Source organism: Caldococcus noboribetus, assembly GCF_055389385.1.
This window is the reverse complement of sequence record NZ_AP042475.1, coordinates 777,486-795,547: the sequence shown is the minus strand read 5'-3', so window position 1 is coordinate 795,547 and position 18,062 is coordinate 777,486. Positions and strand designations below refer to the sequence as shown.

General features: G+C 60.2%; 14 protein-coding genes and 2 tRNA genes. 13 read left to right on the top strand and 3 right to left on the bottom strand.

Translation table 11 applies throughout. From position 1 onward, the window contains the following. Window positions 1-61 precede the first annotated feature (61 nt). A complete protein-coding gene (locus ACZ5GQ_RS04110; protein ID WP_498855921.1) occupies window positions 62-985 on the bottom strand; it encodes an MBL fold metallo-hydrolase in 924 nt (307 codons plus the stop codon). 189 nt (window positions 986-1,174) lie between these two features. On the opposite strand from ACZ5GQ_RS04110, the gene ACZ5GQ_RS04105 reads away from it, so the two are divergent. The 7 genes from ACZ5GQ_RS04105 to ACZ5GQ_RS04075 all read left to right on the top strand — a co-directional run bounded on the left by ACZ5GQ_RS04105 (window position 1,175) and on the right by ACZ5GQ_RS04075 (window position 7,430). Further along, the gene (locus tag ACZ5GQ_RS04105; RefSeq protein ID WP_498855920.1) at window positions 1,175-1,720 is read left to right on the top strand and encodes an aspartate racemase/maleate isomerase family protein; all 546 of its coding nucleotides are present in this window, start codon (window positions 1,175-1,177) and stop codon (window positions 1,718-1,720) included. 4 nt (window positions 1,721-1,724) lie between these two features. After that, entirely contained in the window at window positions 1,725-2,636 is a 912-nt protein-coding gene (locus tag ACZ5GQ_RS04100) for a hypothetical protein (protein WP_498855919.1), read from the top strand. Between the two features lie 20 nt (window positions 2,637-2,656). Continuing rightward, complete coding sequence (locus ACZ5GQ_RS04095; protein ID WP_498855918.1) at window positions 2,657-3,712, top strand: TIGR04084 family radical SAM/SPASM domain-containing protein; 1,056 nt, start codon at window positions 2,657-2,659, stop codon at window positions 3,710-3,712. Between the two features lie 53 nt (window positions 3,713-3,765). After that, on the top strand, window positions 3,766-4,506 hold the full coding sequence (locus ACZ5GQ_RS04090; RefSeq protein WP_498855917.1) for a DUF5131 family protein: 741 nt from the start codon (window positions 3,766-3,768) through the stop codon (window positions 4,504-4,506). 124 nt (window positions 4,507-4,630) lie between these two features. Continuing rightward, window positions 4,631-5,893: a winged helix-turn-helix domain-containing protein gene (locus ACZ5GQ_RS04085; RefSeq protein WP_498855916.1), complete on the top strand. Its 1,263-nt coding sequence runs from the start codon at window positions 4,631-4,633 to the stop codon at window positions 5,891-5,893. Between the two features lie 3 nt (window positions 5,894-5,896). Then, complete coding sequence (locus tag ACZ5GQ_RS04080) at window positions 5,897-6,730, top strand: ABC transporter ATP-binding protein (RefSeq protein WP_498855915.1); 834 nt, start codon at window positions 5,897-5,899, stop codon at window positions 6,728-6,730. Beyond that, entirely contained in the window at window positions 6,714-7,430 is a 717-nt protein-coding gene (locus ACZ5GQ_RS04075) for an ABC transporter permease (RefSeq protein ID WP_498855914.1), read from the top strand. The genes ACZ5GQ_RS04080 and ACZ5GQ_RS04075 overlap by 17 nt, the downstream gene beginning before the upstream one ends. A gap of 1 nt (window position 7,431) precedes the next feature. Here ACZ5GQ_RS04075 and ACZ5GQ_RS04070 read toward each other — a convergent pair whose 3' ends face one another. Continuing rightward, on the bottom strand, window positions 7,432-8,574 hold the full coding sequence (locus ACZ5GQ_RS04070; protein ID WP_498855913.1) for a glycosyltransferase family 4 protein: 1,143 nt from the start codon (window positions 8,572-8,574) through the stop codon (window positions 7,432-7,434). Window positions 8,575-8,687: 113 nt separating this feature from the next. Between ACZ5GQ_RS04070 and ACZ5GQ_RS04065 the strand changes: the two genes are divergently transcribed. The 6 genes from ACZ5GQ_RS04065 (at window position 8,688) to ACZ5GQ_RS04040 (ending at window position 16,360) form a co-directional block, all read left to right on the top strand. Then, complete coding sequence (locus ACZ5GQ_RS04065) at window positions 8,688-9,563, top strand: glycoside hydrolase family 12 protein (RefSeq protein WP_498855912.1); 876 nt, start codon at window positions 8,688-8,690, stop codon at window positions 9,561-9,563. A 98-nt stretch (window positions 9,564-9,661) separates the two neighbouring features. After that, window positions 9,662-12,415, top strand: coding sequence for an ABC transporter substrate-binding protein (locus ACZ5GQ_RS04060; protein WP_498855911.1), 2,754 nt, complete (start codon window positions 9,662-9,664; stop codon window positions 12,413-12,415). A gap of 37 nt (window positions 12,416-12,452) precedes the next feature. Further along, window positions 12,453-12,528 (top strand) — tRNA-Arg (locus ACZ5GQ_RS04055). A 97-nt stretch (window positions 12,529-12,625) separates the two neighbouring features. Beyond that, on the top strand, window positions 12,626-14,431 hold the full coding sequence (locus ACZ5GQ_RS04050) for a peptide-N4-asparagine amidase (protein WP_498855910.1): 1,806 nt from the start codon (window positions 12,626-12,628) through the stop codon (window positions 14,429-14,431). 253 nt (window positions 14,432-14,684) lie between these two features. Further along, window positions 14,685-14,763 (top strand) — tRNA-Gly (locus ACZ5GQ_RS04045). Window positions 14,764-14,896: 133 nt separating this feature from the next. Then, window positions 14,897-16,360 carry an APC family permease gene (locus ACZ5GQ_RS04040; RefSeq protein WP_498855909.1) on the top strand — a complete coding sequence of 488 codons (1,464 nt, stop codon included), beginning with the start codon at window positions 14,897-14,899 and terminating at the stop codon, window positions 16,358-16,360. Window positions 16,361-16,489: 129 nt separating this feature from the next. On the opposite strand, the gene ACZ5GQ_RS04035 is transcribed toward ACZ5GQ_RS04040, so the two are convergent. Next, on the bottom strand, window positions 16,490-17,809 hold the full coding sequence (locus tag ACZ5GQ_RS04035) for an MFS transporter (RefSeq protein WP_498855908.1): 1,320 nt from the start codon (window positions 17,807-17,809) through the stop codon (window positions 16,490-16,492). Window positions 17,810-18,062 lie beyond the last annotated feature (253 nt).

Sequence of the window (18,062 nt, the reverse complement as noted above, 5' to 3'; positions counted from 1 at the left end):
GCTTTGCCAGGACCCCTCACCCTTCCCATTTTATAAAATTAGGTATAGTTCAGTTGCGCGATTATTCATAATCCTCGTTATCCTCAGCGCCCTCCTCGCCCGCCCTGCCCCAGAGCTCCCTCCTCCTGGCCTCCAGCTGGTTCACCTCGACGCCCATCAGCTCGGCCGCGGTCAGCAGCCTGACGCCGGCGTCCTCAGCGGCCCTGTAGTGCTCCCTAAGCCTCTCCCTGTAGTTGAGGTCCCTGAGGAGATGATGATCTACTACTATGGTGTCAGCCGCGTGGGCCTTGATCAACTCCATCAGGCCGTCAAGGCCCCTCTGGACGGCCTCAACGGGCACCTTGAAGCCAGCGAAGTAAGTCGGGGGGCCGCTGAGCACCAGGAGCCTGGCCCCAGCCCACGACTTGAGCTGCTCCACCGCCTGTGGGTCAGCGGGCCCCTGGGAGTCGCTGGCGAATATTATGGACTCGCCGTCACACGAGGCCCTGACCATTATCAGCCTGCCCACCTTGGTGCCTGGCTCGCCGTGCCACACGGGCGGGGAGAACTCGAGTGTTAGGTCGCCCACCTTGAAGGACTGCCCATCCGCGTAGGAGACCTGGGAGTTCTGCTCCACCTTGCCCTCAACCAGGAACCTCCTAGCCCTCCCCCTCTGGCTCCAGTTTATGTTATTTGTTGGATCCTTGATGAACAGCCTCTTGCCGTAGTAGAGGTCCGGCCTGTCCTTTAGGTAGTGGTCATAGTGGTAGTGAGTTATTATTATGGCGTCTGACCTCGAGACCTCCTCGGCTATCCTCTCAAGGGCGCTGTGCAGCGCCTGGAGCTCAAGCTGGTGAGGGGGCAGGCCGTACCTCCTGGGCGCGAGCGAGGCGCCCAGGTCTATGCCAAGCCTGACGCCGCAGGCCTCGGCCACCGTGGCTATGCTCCTTACCCCCATGCTGTCGGCGGCGAGTATGGAGACCTCAAAGGGCCCAGCCCTTACCAAGCTCCCGCCGGGGGTAGCCGTGGTCCCCGGCAATAGTAAGCGTTACACCCGCAGCTCAGGGTTAAAGGCCCAAGCGGGCCCAGGGCCCAGCAGGGGATAGAGGCGCTCTCAGTAATACTCTCAAGCGAGAACCCGACGCTGCAGAGGGACCTCGAGGCCCTTTACCCGGGCCAGTTCAGGTTCTTCTACATGCAGTACAGGCCGGGCCACGGGATAAGGAAGGACGAGATGGACCTGATGTTCGCCGAGCTCTCCAAGTTCAAGAAGGAGGCGGAGCGGGCTGACGGCATACTGTACGCCAGGTCCTACGGCGCCTTCAAGAGGTTCCAGTTCAAGCTGTTAAAGGACTTCTTCTCCGTGCCGGTTATAATAGCCACGGAGGCCATAATTACTAGGCTCACGGAGCTCGGTGCCAGGAAGGTCTACCTGGTGACGCCCTACAACCAGTGGAGGCACGACTACGAGGTCAGGTGGCTCAGGCAGAACGGCTTTGAGGTCGTGGGCTCCATAGCCCTTGGCAGGACAGGGGGCAAGGCAATAGCCTCAACGCCCCACGAGCTGGTGGTAGACGCCGTGAGCGTGGCCCAGAGGAGCGAGGCTGACGCAATATACGTGGCGTGCACGATACTTTCAACGCTCCCCATACTTGACAGGCTCAGGGGGAGGCTGCCGGTCGTGACGGCGTCGTCGGCGATGCTTGACGTGGCTAGGGAGATGGGCATCTTCAAGGGGTGATCCCTTGCTCTCCATAAGCTCCGAGGTGCTGGAGTTCCTGAGGCTCAGGGAGGGCACTGTGGAGGTCATAGACAGGGCCCCTCCCTCGGACGGCCAGCTCGTGGGGCTAGTCAAGGAGGCCATGGAGAGGGAGAAGTCCCTGGTCTCCGGCCTAAGGCTGGGCGACGACATGAAGTATGCCATAGACGTAGGCCTCACCAATGCCTCGGCTGGGCTCCTCTACCCTGCTGAGGTTGCGGTGAGGTTCTTCCTAGAGAGGGGCTCGCTGTGCCTCATAGCCTCAAGGACCACGGACCTCTACATAAAGGCCCTGAGGGAGAGGGCCTGGCACGCCATGGTTGACGACGGCTACATAGTTAGGAGCGGGCCGGAGGCCGTGGGCAGGGTCAAGAAGCTCAGCGGCAGGAAGAGCCTCGAGGGGGACGCCATATTCCTTGCTGGGAAGCCCGTGTGCGAGAGGCACCTGAAGTGGCCAGAGTACTCAAAGCCCATAGAGGACCTGCCCCTGGAGAAGAAGTACCTCAGGGCCACGCTTGAGACCAGGAAGAGGAAAAAGGGCTCCGCAATAAAGTGCGCCTTCTGCGGCAGGGAGGCCAGGTACTTCACGCTGCCCATGATAAAGGCCAGCGCACTGGTGTTCATAGCCAGCTACCTGGCGGGCCTGAACCCTGATGGACCCATGGAGCTCTACTCCAACCTCTCAAGGGTGCTTCACCCATACGGCTTCTCCTGGCTGAGGCCAGAGGTCGCGTTCACCGTGTGGGCCAGGGACATGCTAACTGCGGCCTTCTACGTAAACGCAATGCTCGGCTTCCCGCTGCCCAGGGTCAGCCCAAGGAAGGCCCCGGCTGAGGCGGCCCTCGAGCAGCTGCTGTCCATAAGAGACACTGACGAGGCCTCAAATGCCCCGGCCTAGGGCCCTCCAAGGGAAGGAAGTTGCTGTGGCTGGTGTTCACCACAGGCTTCTGCAACCTGAGGTGTGACTACTGCGGCGGCTCCTTCCCCAGCAAGGTGGTGCCATACACAGTAAAGTATGACATTGAGAGGCTGAGGAAGCTCGTGGAGGCGGACCCCCAGGCCACAGTAATATTTTATGGCGGCGAGCCCCTGGCCAACCCCAGGTTCATAGAGGAGTTCATGGACAGGGTCAGGGCCAGGAGGTACGGTGTGCAGACCAACGGCACGCTCTACAGGCTTCTGCCAGACTCCTACTGGAAGAGGATGAACGTGGTCCTGCTCTCGATAGACGGCAGGGAGTCGGTCACTGACAGGCACAGGGGCAGGGGGGTCTACAGGAAGGTGCTGGAGGCCGCCAGGCACCTGAAGTCTCTTGGGGTGGAGACCATAGCAAGGATGTCAGTCACCCAGGACACTGACATTTACGAGGACGTCACACACCTCCTGGGCCTCGGGCTCTTTGACAAGGTTCACTGGCAGCTCGACGTGGTCTGGTCCCCCAGGTGGGACTTTGAGGGGTGGGCCGAGAGGAGCTACCTGCCGGGGGTAAGGAGGCTCGTGGAGCTCTTCATATCAGAGCTGAGGAGGGGCAGGGTGCTCAAGATAGTTCCAATACTTGGAGTTATCAGCGCCCACTTCTTCGGCGGCTACCCTGGCTCCCCCTGCGGGGCCGGCTACAGGAGCGTTGCGGTGAGCACTGACGGCAGGGTCCTAGCATGCCCCATAGCTGTATATGAGAGGTGGGCCGAGCTGGGCACCGTGGACAGGGGGTTCAGGCTCATGGGCCCCTACCTGGCCAAGGAGTGCGCCTCCTGCCCTTACAGGAGGTACTGCGGGGGCCGCTGCCTCTACGCCTCAATAGAGAGGGACTGGGGTGACGAGGGCTTCATGGCAGTTGACAGGGTCACAAGGGCCTACCTGGACTCCGTGCTCTCAATAATGCCGGAGGTGGAGAGGCTTGTCAAGGAGGGCGTCGTGAGGCTGGAGGACTTAAGGTACGACCCGACGGAGGACTCCACGGAGGTCATACCGTGAGCTCTCTAACTCAGGGATATTAGCCTTGAAAGCCCATACTGTAGCTGAAGATCATGTCCCTGCTGCCTGACCTGGGCAAAAGGAGGCCGGTGAGCCCCAACAGGTCGTGGAACCCGGTTACCGGCTGCCCTCACCTGTGCACCTACTGCTGGGCCATGAGGCTGATAGAGGGGAAGCTCAGGGATAGCCCCAAGTACAGGAACGGCTTCGTCCCAACCCTCCATGAGGAGGACCTCGAGAGGGCCAGGTTCAGGCCGGGCGACACAGTGTTCGTAGTTGACATGGGTGACCTCTTCAGCGACGCCATGCCCTCGGAGTGGATAGCCAGGGTGTTGAGGAAGGCCAGGGAGTTCCCCTCAACCAGGTTCATGTTCCTGACTAAGAACCCGGCAAGGTACGGCGAGTTCCTCGACCTGTTCCCCAGGAACTCTGTGCTAGGCGCCACCATAGAGACCAACAGGGACGACCTTGCAAGGTCCGTGTCAAGGGCCCCTCCGCCGTCGGCCAGGCATGAGGCCATGGCAGAGCTCAGGTGGCCCTACAAGTACGTCTCCATAGAGCCCATAATGGACTTTGACCTGGACGTCATGGTCTCCTGGGTGGCTGATATAAGGCCCGTGAGCGTGCACGTGGGCTACGACAACTGGAACTCAAGGCTGCCCGAGCCGCCCCTCTGGAAGGCCAGGGAGCTGGTCAGGAGGCTCTCCTCCATGGTTCCCGTGGCCCTGGGCTCCATGAGGGAGCCCTGGTACGAGTCCGCGCTCAGGAGGAGGCTGGGGAGCGAGGTTCTCTGATAGTTTAGAATACGTCAGCTAACTGGCGAGCCCGCTCGCCACATGGACCAGCGGCCTGAGGAGGAGGCTCGTCAGAAGGCCTTATCTTTGACGAGTCTCCTCAAATAATTGAGCGGGTGAGCAGTTGTCAGAGGACGTGTTCGAGGCCCTCTCGCACCCGACAAGGAGGGCCATAATAAGGGCCCTCGGCGACAGGGGGCACCTGACGTTCACTGAGCTCATGGATGCGGCCGGGGTCAAGGACACCGGCACCATGACCTTTCACATGAGGAGGCTCTCAGCGCTGGTGACCAGGAACAGCTCCGGCGAGTACGAGCTGACGGAGCTTGGGAAGAGGGCCTACGAGGCCATAAGGCTCGTGGAGTCGCAGGGCCAGGTCAAGGTAGAGAGTGGCGGTAAAGGCGAGTCGGGCCTCCTGGTTATGTCAAACAGGCTACACGTTGACGTCACCAGGTCCCTTCTCGAGGACGCCAGGGCCCAGGGCAGGAGGGTGCTCGTCAGCGACTGCGTGAGCGTGAGCGTAACTGACGACGTTGACGAGGCCCTGGTCAGGGAGGCCCTGGAAGGCATAAGGAAGGTCGTGTCTGTCGAGGCGCCTAAGTCGCTGGCCGGCGTCCTGGAGCCCAGGCTCAGCGACGTGGCTGTCGTAAGCTACAAGGACCACGTCAGGGGGTACCACGGCACCTACGCCTCTGGCCTTGGCTGGCTCGACAGGCTGCTGGGGAGGGCAATAACTAGCGCCGTCGGCGCTGCTCTTGGCGAGGCCGCTGGGAGGGGGTCCGAGGTTTACTCCACTTCAATAAGGCCGGTCAAGTCTGTGAGGGCAAGCCTGAGGAGGAGCTCCCTGAGGCTGGGGCAGGGCGAGGGCAAGGTAACGGTTTACCCCTACTGGAGGGGCTGCAAGTACGACGTGAGCCTTAAGGACGACGAGCTCGTAATAGATTCCAACGGCTGTTACGTTGAGGTCTCCCTGCCGCCCGGGGCCTCCTCCCTGTCAGTGGAGTCCGAGGAGGGGGACGTTAAGCTGGCCTACGGCGGCCTGGGCTCGTTCAGGGCCGACCTGCTGGAGTCATCCATGTCAGTGTCCCTGAAGGACCTGGGCAACCTGGCGGCTGAGCTCGACCTCAGCGACAGCGAGGCAGACCTTGAGCTCTCATATGGGGAGCTCAGGGGCGAGTCCAGGATAGCGGTGGACGCCGAGGGGAGCAGCGTTAACATAGATGCCACGGCCAGGGAAAGCGTCTCGGTGACGCCTAAAGTTAAGGAGAGCGAGGACAGCTCAATCTCAGTAGACGTTGACAGCTCCCTGGGCGGCGGCGAGGGCTCCATAGTCTTTGAGCTAAGCTCCAGCGAGAGCCGCGTGAAGGCCAAGTTCAGGAGGGGGTGAGGCGTGGAAGCTGCCATAGAGGTGGAGGGGCTGAGCAAGTCATATGGTAAGGTCGTGGCCCTGGAGAACGTCAGCCTGAAGGTTATGAAGGGGGAGCTTGTCTCCCTGCTGGGCCCCAACGGGGCGGGCAAGACGACCCTGGTGAGGCACCTGTACTGCGAGCTCAGGCCGCAGTCGGGGAGGGTCAGGGTCCTCGGCGGCGACCCGTGCGACAGGAGGGTGAGGCTAAGGCTGGGCGTCGCCCCCCAGGAGGCGGTCCCCTTCCTGGACCTCAGCGTGTTTGACAACGTTTACTACGCCGCCAGGATAAGGGGGGTCCCGCGCGGCAAGGCCAGGGAGATGGCTGAGGAGGCTGTGAAGGCCCTGGGGCTCTGGGAGCACAGGGACAAGTACGTCATAGACCTCTCGGGAGGGCTGAAGAGGAGGACCCTGATAGCTATGGCTGTTGTTCACAGGCCAGAGGTGCTCATACTGGACGAGCCCACCACTGGCCTCGACCCCGAGGCCAGGAGGGAGCTGTGGGGCCTGCTTAAGCAGCTCAGGGGCGAGGGCAGGGCCATACTCCTGACCACGCACTACATGGAGGAGGCCGAGGCGCTCTCCGACAGAGTTTACTTCATTAACAGGAAGGTCATAGCCGAGGGAACGCCGACGGAGCTGAGGAAGAGGTTCGCGTACTATTACGAGGTAGTTGACCTGGACGAGGGCAAGGTCTACAGGGTCAGGGAGGACGAGGTCAGGGACTTCGTGTCAAGGCTTAAGGGTAGGTTTGAGGTGAGGGCCCCGTCCCTTGAGGACGTGTACCTGGAGGTGATGAGGGATGCTGAGGGAGCTTGAGTCGCTGGCCGAGATGTTCATTAAGGAGGCCAGGACCTGGTTTGCAGTGAACATATTCTACTTAATAGTGTTCCCAGTTGCCATAATAGCGTCATTCGGATACATAGTGAGCAGGCAGGACATCTACTACCTGGTCTCAGGGACCATAGTCTTCCAGGTAGCCCTCTCCGGCGTGCTCTCAGTGCCAAACAACATAGGCATCGACAGGCAGGGCGGCAGGATCTCCATCATGGTTGCCAGCGGGGTGCCCCTGTGGGCGTACGCTATAACGTCAGCGCTGGTGAACAACATCTTCGCCATGCTGTCGGGCCTGCTCATAGTTGGCGTGGCAGTGGCGCTCAGGTACATGACGCTTAGCGACGTCGGGTTAGCCTACCTTATCATTGCGCTGCTACTGAGCACCTTTGAGGGCTCCATGGTTGGCCTCCTGATAGCGGCCAAGGTGAAGAACTGGAGGCTGCTGCAGCAGGTGAGCCAGATAGCGGCCTTCTCGCTCACCTTCTTTGCTCCTGTCTACTTCCCGCTCTCGGCTGTGCCCAGGTACCTGCTGCCGCTGGCCATGCTTGAGCCCACGACTTACGCGGCGCAGGCCGTAAGGCTGGCGCTGCTCGGCAGCCCAGCGTCGCTGCTCTGGGGGCTGGCCGCCCTGGCTTATGGCATAGCTGCGGGGGCCGCGGCAGGCAGGTGGGGGCTCGCCTGACCTACCCCAGCTCCTCAAGGTACCTGGCCAGGGTCTCCTTGAATGAGCTGTAACTGAACCTCCTCGCCACCTCTGCCGAGGCAGCTGACAGCTTGGACCACCTGCCCTCATTGCCCAGGAGCTCCGCTATGACCTTGGCGGCCTCCTCTGGCGTGGCGTAGCCGAGGCCCTGGTCGACCCTAGAGGCCATGTCGGTCCAGCCTCCCCCGTCCCTGTAGACTACCGGCACGGCCCCAGCAGCCATGCCCTCCGCAATAGCTATGCCGAAGTGCTCCGCGAAGGGCGGGTGGAGGTACACCTTGGCCCTGGCGTAAAGCCTCAGGAGCCCCTCCCTTGGCACATTGAACTCTAAGTGGACTATATCATCAACGTTCAGCCTCCTCGCCTCCTCCCTTATCGAGTCTATGACCGGCCCGGAGTAGCTGGCTGTGGAGCCGACCATGTAGAACTCAGCCCTCACGCCCATATCCCTGACGGCCCTGGCTATCGCAGGGATGACGTCAAGTCCCTTCTCAGGGCTGAACCTTGACACGGTGAGGACTATGGGCTCCTTCTCAGCGGCCCTCGCAGCCTCCCCTATGGCCTCGACCTCAACTGGGGGGTAGAGGACCCTAGCCTCAACGCCGTAGGCCTGCTTAACCTTCCCAGCAGTCCACGAGCTGTTGGTCAGCACGAGCCTTGGGGGCCTCCTGGAGGCTTCCCTCAGCACGGGCCTGGCCGCAAGCCTCACAGCCAAGTTGTAGGCCCACCTGAGGCCACCCCCTCCCATGTAGTCCAGGAGGGCCGGGTAGTGTATGTAGACAGCGTCGGAGGGGAAGGGCAGGTTTGCCTGGGTCTCAAAGATAAGCTCGTAGCCCTCCTCCCTGAGCCTGGGGAGGCCCTCCCTCATGAAGGCCCTCAGGGCCATTATCCTCCTGAGCCTTGTTAGCCTGTTCCTGGAGATGCCCTCCAGGGGGAACCCTATGTCTAAGACCCTGGGCGGCGGCTCCCCGGGGGCCAGGAGCTCCCAGGCCTTGGCGTTGAGCCTCATCGTGTAGAGGTCTGCCTCGTGGCCCAGCTCCCTCAGAGCCCTGTAGATGCTTATGGCCAGCCTCTCCCCGCCGCCCGCCTCCTCCATCAGCGTGTGGACCACTGCTACCTTCATGACTTACCGATGCTGTAAGTTGAAGCGGCATATAAAAAGCGTGAGGAGCGCAAGACGTGGGCAGGCAACATGGAATATAGCCCCCTGCGGCCTCCCTAGCTGGGAATGCCCTCTTGGCGTCCCTTGGAGGCTACCTGAACCTGGTCCCTCCCGGCGGCCTCAGGGACTGCGTGGCCGCGTCCTCCACCAAGGCTGGTGAGCCCAGCTGGGTCACGGTGAAGGATCCCCAGGGCCACGGCATAGTAGTTGACCCAAACCCGTGGAACACCTGGGAGGGGTCCGGTAGCTCCTCAGCGAAGCTCTGCAGCGACGGGCTTGACGTCGTGGTCTCCTACAGCGAGGCCACGGCCGCCAGGCCGCCTGAGACGGTACTTGGCTACCCTGAGGTGATCTATGGCTACAAGCCTTGGGGCACGCTCTCGACGCCCACCTCACCACTGCTCCAGCTGCCGGCCAAGGTAGGCCAGCTCCCCCAGTCGCTGGTGTACGTTGACTACTCCGTTGAGTTCCCCAACGGCAGGGGGGACCTGGCGTTCGACCTCTGGCTCACCAGGGGGCCTGGCCAGAGCAGCGTGGGGCCCAGGGAGCTGGAGGTCATGATATGGCTTTACCGCACCCCCGGCTTCAACCCCATGGGCTACCAGTCGCCCAGCTCAACCCTGGCCCTGCCCACTATAGTTAACGGCAGGCCTGGTGTCGTTAACTGGGGAGTTTACATAGCTGACCCCATGGGCCCAGGCCGCTGGACCTACGTGGCCTTCACGCTGGAGCCTCCGCTGGCCTCTGGGAGCGTCATGGTGCCCCTGACCCTTATGCTGAGGTCTCTTCAGGGCCTCCTGCCGTGGGGCGGCGAGGTGGGCGAGCTCTACCTCAACGGGCTTGAGTTTGGCATGGAGTACACGTCGCTGACCTGGCCGCCAACTAAGGTGAGCGTCATGGCCAGGTATAGGCTGAACTCATACGGTGTCCTGGTCCTCCCCCAGGCTTAAGGCTTAATAGCCTCCGCTGAAGCCGCTTAGTGGCCCCAGAGGGGATTGGGGGATGTCGGTTCGCGTGTCACTCGCGGGCCTCCATTAGTAGGCTCGCCTTGGGTCTGTTCGTAGTCCTTGTTGTAGTCCTTGCGTCCCTGGGCGTCCTCCTGTGGCACCAGCACGGCTCTAGCAGTGCGCCATACACGGCAGGGCCCACGTACACTTTGTCGCCGCCCGCGCTGAGCTCCTACACTACAATAGCCGGACAGCCCATCTACATAACCGTGCCCTCGTACTCGCCTTCCCCTGGCCAGTACGTTATCATATATGTTGGCAACGGCAGCGCCGTGAACTCAACGACGGGCTCGGCGCAGGTTACGTACAGCTACCCAGGCCACTACCTGGTGTACTACGCCATCTACAGGAACGGCCAGCTCGTGGGGAGCTCCCAGGGCAACCTGCTCGAGGTCCTCGTCACGCCGCCTCAGTTCAACGAGAGCTATGCCCAGCTCATAACGGTGCCGGTGGTAGCTCCCTCGGCCCAGGCGGTTAACGTTGATCAGCCGGTCAACCTCTCAGCGGGCTTCCTGCAGCCGCCGTCCGGGACAAACATGACCATAGAGGAGTACGTCTGGAACCTGGGCAACGGGACCACAATAACCATACCTTCAGTTAACGGCACGGGCTACGCGGAGCAGGTAGCCCTCACGGGCCTAGGTAACGTGACCTACCTGGAGCCAAAGGAGAACCCCATAACTGTTAAGTATGACAAGCCGGGCCTCTACACCGTGTGTCTAACAGTTGTAACTAAAAACGTGAGCGATGAAACCGCGTATAACTATACCTCGTGCTATACCCTGGCAGTAAGCTCCGTGAAGGACAAGTTCTCCATATTTGCGCCGCAGCTGTCCGTGCCCAACCCGGGCACCATCGTGGTTGCAGAGAACGTGCCGGGAGGCCCCTTCAGCTTCGACCCAGCTATAGATTATGAGACCGTTGGCTTTGAGGTAATAGATAACATATTTGCGTCCCTGCTAATATATGATGGCCCCTACACGGACAAGTTCATACCCATGGCGGCCGAGTACCTGCCCACCGTGGGCAACTGGTCCAACGCCACGGCCAGGTACCTTTACGGGGCCATATCGCCGAACTACACGGTGTACATATTTAAGGTGAGGCCTGGCCTTAGGGCCGCCAACGGCGACCCGATAACAGCGTACGACGTCTGGTACAGCGTGATAAGGGACATACTGCTGGCCGGAGGAGTGCCCTCCACAAGGGGCTGGATATTAGCGCAGTACCTCATACCGAACTACACGCCCTTCACCTTCGTCGTCACGTCGCCCAACGACACCCAGGGGGCCGAGGAGATCATAAACGCTGTCAGCTACAACAACGAGACCGACACTGTCACGTTCCACCTGGTGAGGCCTGTCAGTCCACAGGTGTTCTTCACGGCTCTGGCCGAGGGATGGGGGCCAGGAATCCTTGACGCGAAGTGGCTCGAGGAGGTGGGGGACGGCATAAACTTCACAGGCCTCTACGACCACAACATGACCCAGCTGGCGGAGGCCTTCTACAGCTACGAGCAGACCGCCAATGAGTGGGACTACAACGAGGAGGTCAGGTGGGACCCCATGGCAACAGGGCCTTACTACATAGCGGCGTACACGCCGGGCCAGAGCATTGTGCTTAAGCCAAACCCCTACTGGCCGAACAACATAACTGACGTGCCGAGGCCAAACGATACCGTGGTTATAGAGTGGGTCAAGGACCCGACGACCGCCTATGAGCTCTTCGCCTCCGGCCAGGCGGACATAGTGACTGGGCTGCCCAGCAGCTTCATACCAAGCATAGAGCAGCTTGAGAGCGAGGGCGAGGCCAAGGTTTACGAGTTCCCCAGCCTACTTGAGGAGTTCTTCGGCTTCAACCTTAACATAACAGAGTCCCTGCTCTCGCAGCTCAACCCCGCGTACCACGTACCCAGCTGGTACTTCGCCAACCCCCTGGTCAGGGAGGCCTTCGCCTACGCCTTCAACTACACTGAGTACATAAACGACATAGTTGGGAACGTGAAGTACCACTTCAACTTCGGCAGCCTTTACTGCGGGGCCATAATCAAGGGTCTCGATATCTACATACCCCCCTCGCAGCTCGCCGGCTGCCCCACGTTCAACCTGACGTACGCCAAGGAGCTGCTCGAGGAGAGCGGCTTCTATAACATAAGCGTCTACTTCCCGATAGTAATATCAAGCGGCGACACGACGGACTACACGGCGGCCCAGATGTGGGCCGCGGCCCTCCACAACATAGACCCGAACATAGTGGCCCAGCCGCTCTACCTCCCGTGGCCTACCATGCTCTCCTACTGGGTGCCCGGCATGAACCCGATGGCCGTATGGAACAGCGGCTATGTAGCTGACTACCCACTGGCCTCAGATATGATGAACGCCCAGTACACCGGGACCGTGTGGGTGGAGCCTGACGGCTGGAACGTGACCTACCTGGAGAACCTCAGCGCCTACTTCAACCAGTCAAAGATTAGCTACCCAGGCCTGAGCCCGAGCGTCGAGCCCGAGATAGGCAAGTGGCTCTGGCAGGAGGCCATGGAGTACCAGGAGCTTCAGAACCTCATATCTGAGGCCGACAGCGTCGAGCTGACCAACTCATCAGCGTCACTGCCCATCTTTAGGCAGGCTGAGGACCTGGCAGTGGAGCTCTACATGTACGTCTACACCATACAGCCCAACGCCTACTGGGTTGTGAAGCCTTACATAGTCGGCTACGAGGGCTCGGTCTCGTGGGAGGAGAACCCCATGATAGGCGGCGGAGGGGACTCCATATACTGGTGGTGGGTCAAGGTGTAGGGGCCGCGCTTTATAGGCCTGAGGCCCTCCAATTCCTGGGCCCGTGGCGCAGCCAGGATCAGCGCGCCAGCCTCCGGAGCTGGTGGTCCCGGGTTCAAATCCCGGCGGGCCCGCTGTCCAGCTTCAACAAAGCCCACGCTTGTAACTTTATAGCAAAACATATTTTTCCCTCCAGAGTTACACACCTGCAGAGGCTAAGTGGTGGACATTATGAGGTCTCCGATCTTTGCCATAGCGGCCGTCCTGCTTGTCGTGCTGTTCATAGCACCGCTGGCCGGCGCTGTCTCTCCAAGGACTTACCCACAGCTGCCAGCCGCCCATGAGGTCGCGCCGCCCTCAGGCCTCCTTAACCTGGCAGTTAGGGACGCAGGGGTAGCCGGCAACCACGACGGCTACTACTCTTTCCAGGCTTTCAGGTACGTGCCTCCCAACGAGACGCCCATAGTCATATGGATAGGCAAGAACGTGGTCTTCAACCACACGGGCCTGCCCTACAACGCCACCGTTTACATACCTCCAGGGAACTACAGCCTGATACTGCTCAACATGTCAATAAGGGAGCTAGGGGGCACCCAGTATGACACCGTGGCTTACGTCTTCGCCAACGGGACCCCGCTTCTCTGGGGCTCGACGCAGGAGATACTGAACTCCACCACGACCGTTGACGTGACCCTGTTCGAGAACCTGCTCAGGGGCCCGGTGAGGTTCCAGTTCATGGTGCCTAACGGCTACGCTCCCTCCATAGGGATAACTGGATACTACATAGCTAACGTCAGCCTGCTCCTCTACAAGGGGAGCCCGCCGCCCGGCCTGCCGAACTACTTCATACCGCTCTTCGTGAACAGGCTGGGATACTCAATGACGCCTTCAATAAACGCCTACAATGACTACGTCGAGCAGCAGGTGACCATACCCAATGGCACCTACAGGGTGTGGCTTATACTCTACACCAAAGGCAACGCCTACGACGAGTTCTGGTACACCAACATACCAGCCGTGAGGTACGTCAAGGTTTACTACAACGGCCACCTGGCCGGCGTCGTGAACCCATTCGAGACCATATACACGGGCGGAATAAACCTGTTCTGGTGGAAGCCTGTGCCGTCAATAAACACGCTCTCGTTCCACATGCCAGATATCATAGACCTGACACCGCTGTTGGCCTACGGCCTTAATGCGACCCTTGCGATACACATAGCTGACCTGCTGGCCTCCTCGGAGGCCCTTGGGGTGCCGGGCACCGAGTTCAACTGGAACCTTGGTGGAGTGCTGCTCCTGTGGGTCAACAGGAGCAACCCGCTGGTTGGGGCTAAGATAATTACTAGCCAGGCCTCCTACCACGACACAGGCCCGCTCATAATGAACCCAGGGGTCGCGGGCTTCTACTTCCAGGAGGGGGCCAGCTACTTCATAAACTACACGTCGCTGCTCGAGTTCGAGCATGGCCAGGAGATAGTTAGCAGTCAGCAGGAGGGCGTAACTAACGTGGACCAGGCGTACAACTACGCCGGCACCTTCGCCTACAACTACCTCGACGAGGACTTCACAGTGAGCTCATGGGCCCAGGGCTATGAGCCCTACAGGCTCTGGGTCAGCGCCAACTGGCCCGTGACCCTCTACTATGACTTCGTGGCAATACCGATAACACCGCCGACGAGGTTCCCGTATAACGCGACCTTCCTGCAGAACGGGAGCATAGCCCTTGCGCCTACCTACTCTTTGAGCTACTCCTGGCCAGGCTATAACTTCACTGAGAGTCTTGACTATGATCTCAACGCAGTGGGAGGCTTCTCCGGCATACTGGAGTTCATAAACCCGACGGGCGCGGTCATAATTGGGCTGACAGCAAACAATGCCCTGACGCAGAAGTCATTAACGGCTGAGGTGCTAGTGAACGGCAGAGGGTTTGAGGAGAACGCCTACCTTGAGGGCTTCCAGAACAGCACTGTGAACACGGCGGGTTACCTGATAGCCAACCAGTTCAGCTACCAGCTCATAAATGGGGGCCTCCAGTAAGCCCTGACCACCTAACTCTAAGCTCCTTTTTTCTTGTTTTATTTACCCTTTTAACCATGTTCACATTCCTGCTTGAGCCTCCATGCCTATAAGGAAAGGCCTCAGGCCGTGAAGCCTCGTCACTGGTCTCGCGGTTGGGCTCCGTGGGAACGTTTGTCCTCATCGGCCTGCGCTAAGGTAAGACCCAGGGCTAATAAGCTCAAGCCGAGGCCGCCTTAAACTTAAAACTCCAAGCACCTGGGATCAGCAAGGTGCGGCGGTAGTCTAGCCTGGACTAGGACGTCGGCCCTCCAAGCCGAAGGTCCCGGGTTCAAATCCCGGCCGCCGCACCACGTCCACATTTCATTTTCATAAACCGCGGCTTTCCTTAGTGCATGTAGCCCGCTGATGGGGCCAGCTCATTCATACGACCCTAAGGTCAAGAGCTTTTAGGCCGACCGCTTCCCTGTGCATAGGTGGGCTTCTGTGGGGTCCCAACTCAGGAGGGGCTCCATGCCCTTTTATGCGATGGTCGCCGCTGTGGTAGCTGGGGTCCTCCCCATAATAGGTCCCATAGAGGTCACTGCGTTCATAAGTGACTCAGGGCCCGCGGCCATATGGCCCGTGATTATAGGCTATATACTCTTTGTGCTTGTGTCCTTGCCAATACTTGAGTACACCAGGATAGTGTCGTTCGCCGGCGGCTACTATGGCCTCGCCGAGCTGGGCTTCGGCAAGGGCGCTGGCAAGTTCACCGCCCTGGGCAACTACTTCTTCTACAACTGGTGGCAGGCGGCCAACGCATTCTTCATAGGCTGGCTGCTGGTTGACACTGTTTACTACGCGTACCACCTAATGCTGCCCATCTGGGCCTGGCTGCTCTCCAGCGTGGTCACCCTCGTGGTGACCTACATAATGTCAGTGCAGCCGGCCAGGAGGCTCGGCATAGCAATAACCGCAGCGGTGCTGACGACGCTTGTTATAGTGGTCGCCTTCACCGCGGTCGTGATAGCGAGGAGCCCGTACAACTCAGCCTATTACCTTAACCCTGCCAACAGCACTGGGGGCCTCAAGGGCCTCATGTTGGCCACGGCCATAGTGGGGTTCTTCACCTTCGCTGGCTACGGAACAGCCCTCTTCTACTCAGAGGAGGGCGTCAACCCTACTAAAGACGTCTGGAAAGCTATATACGTTGGGCTCACTGTGTCGGCCATTGCTATAGCCCTGGCGGCCTACTCGGAGCTAGTTGCCGTGCCCAGGGGCGAGCTCCCCCAGGTGACGTCCTCAGCCCTGCCCCAGCTCGTGGCCTGGTCGAGGTATTTCCCCCTCAGCGCCCTGGTCGGGCTGAACTTCCTCATACTTGTCGTCTCCCTGATAGCCTTTGGCGCCGGAGGGGGCTCCCAGGCCAGGCTCCTCTGGGCCATGGCCAGGGACAACTTCATCTCAAGCGGCTGGCTCAAGAGGCTTAACAGGCACGGCGTCCCGGCCAACGCTGCCCTCCTCGACTTTGTGCTCGCCCTGGCGACGACCCTCGCGGTGTCGGCCGCGCTTGTCAAGGCTTACGGGTACAACCCCAACACAGTAGCCGTCGCCTGGTACGTCATGGGCACAGCATCAAGCATAACCTGGTACTTCCATCACTTTGTGCCTGAGTTCGGCCTATTCCCATACGTGAGGAGACACCCGGAGCTGGGATTCTCAAAGCTTAGGCTCGTCGTCTCAGGACTCCTGTTCCCCCTGCTTGGCACCGCGCTCTTCGTGTACACGTTCTACGAGGGCATCATAAGCGATCTAGTGGAGCCATACTTTGCCTTCATGGCGACGTCACTGCTCGTAGTCGTAGGAGTTGCGGCTTATACAGCATACAGGGCCTCCAAGGGAATCCTTGGCGAAAGCGTGGTAAGCTACATGGCGGCCGAGGCAGGAAGGTCCACGGAGCGGGCTCATTGAGATGCTGCTGCGCAAGGAGCGCGGGAGTCCGCGCTGTTAATTGTCCTCAGCCCTTGACAACTTTAGCCGTGTCAAGCTTACATTTAAGGGATGCCTGGGCCTGCCACCGGCCGCAGAGAAAGCGCAACATCACAGCGGCGTGACTGGCTTTGACGACGACACGCTCTCCAGCAGGGCCCTCCTAGTGTCGTAGCCCCTGAGCCTCCAGAACACCGAGGTGGCCGCCCCGACGCCCCAGAGGGCTATGTTGAAGAGCACGAACTGCCACTCGCCCCAGCTGCTGGTGACGTAGAGGGACACGTCATAGGAGGCTATTGGCACGGCCCTGACAAGCCCTATCATGGTGGCCCTCATGTGCGTTGGGAACAGCACGGGCTCATAGATGGTCCTCACGGCCCAGGCCAGCTCGCTGAAGACCATGTTGAGGAAGAGGAGCGGGTAGAAGAGGGAGAGGAAGCCCTGGGAGCCAAGGTAGTGGAGGGCCAGCGCTATGGGTATCATCGAGAGGAAGCCTCCAACGTAGGCAAGCAGCGTGAAGTTCCTGGTGTCCATTATGTCTGGCAGGAGGGCGGCCGGCACGCCAGCTATGGAGGCGCCCAGGAGGGCCACCAGCTGTATGAAGTACACGGTGGCGCCGCTGTAGTAGAAGTAAGCTATGGTGAACGCCATGAGACCAAAGGTTAGGTACTGGGAGAGCCCAAGCAGCGCAAGGAAGGCGTACCTGCCGCCTATGCCAACCGTTGGGCTCACGGTTGACACCTGCTCGGTGGGCTGCGAGACGAGGGCTGAGGCCTCCCTTGAGGCCCTCTCGCTCATCCCCTTGGCCACGAGCCACCTGACGGACTCCGGCATGGTAGCCCTCACGGCGAACGTCACTGCCAGGGCAACGGCCGTTGCTATCAGCAGCGCAAGGGCAGCGTAGAGGTAGGACCTGGTGCTAATGTACGTCAGGAACAGCACGGCAGCGCCGACAGTGCCGCCTATGTTATTGAAGTTGGGCGAGAGCACGAGCACCCTGTTCCTGTACTTGGCCGGGGTGTTCTCTGCAAGGAACGCGAGGGACACGGGCACGTCGCCCTCTATGCCAATCTTCATTAAGGCGGCCCCGGCGAGGCCTACCAGCACGGCCAGCAGTCCCCTGCCAGCCGTAATCACGAGGTCAAGGCCAAGCACTATGAGGCCGGCGCCTATCAGGGACATGGTGACGTAGAAGGCCCCCTTCCTCGCGAGCTTGGTGTCGGAGAGCCTGCCTATGACTATATCGCCTATGAAGTCAAACGCGTAGAAGACTATAAGGAAGGCAAGGCTTTTGTGAAAAGCGAAGTACCCAGCGGGGCCTATCATGGCCTCAAGGCCCCATATGAACATCCCGAGGCTTGTTGAAGCGAATATTACTCCGTGTGCTGGCGTCCACCTAGAGCTGTCGAGCCGACGGGCCAGCTCCTCCAAGCCCCACACCGCGTTGTTACTACTGGAGGTGGTAAAATGCCTTTCCTACATAGGTTAGGCTAACGAGGTGGGAGATGCAAGGAAGGACTGTCAAAAAGGGCTACCACTGGGGCGGCAGGAAGGCCTGGGCCACTAACATGGCCTCACAGGGAGGCATGGGGGAGTAGACCTCAGGCGACTGCCTCTTCCTGGACTTCCTTAGCAGGCTCACTTATTATCACCTCTCTTGCCTTAGTTATTAGTATAGAATTAC

Coding starts and splice junctions, on each gene's coding strand:
- ACZ5GQ_RS04105 (WP_498855920.1), top strand. CDS start 1,175: ATGCAGTACAGGCCGGGCCACGGGATAAGGAAGGACGAGATGGACCTG.
- ACZ5GQ_RS04090 (WP_498855917.1), top strand. CDS start 3,766: ATGTCCCTGCTGCCTGACCTGGGCAAAAGGAGGCCGGTGAGCCCCAAC.
- ACZ5GQ_RS04075 (WP_498855914.1), top strand. CDS start 6,714: ATGCTGAGGGAGCTTGAGTCGCTGGCCGAGATGTTCATTAAGGAGGCC.
- ACZ5GQ_RS04070 (WP_498855913.1), bottom strand. CDS start 8,574: ATGAAGGTAGCAGTGGTCCACACGCTGATGGAGGAGGCGGGCGGCGGG.
- ACZ5GQ_RS04050 (WP_498855910.1), top strand. CDS start 12,626: ATGAGGTCTCCGATCTTTGCCATAGCGGCCGTCCTGCTTGTCGTGCTG.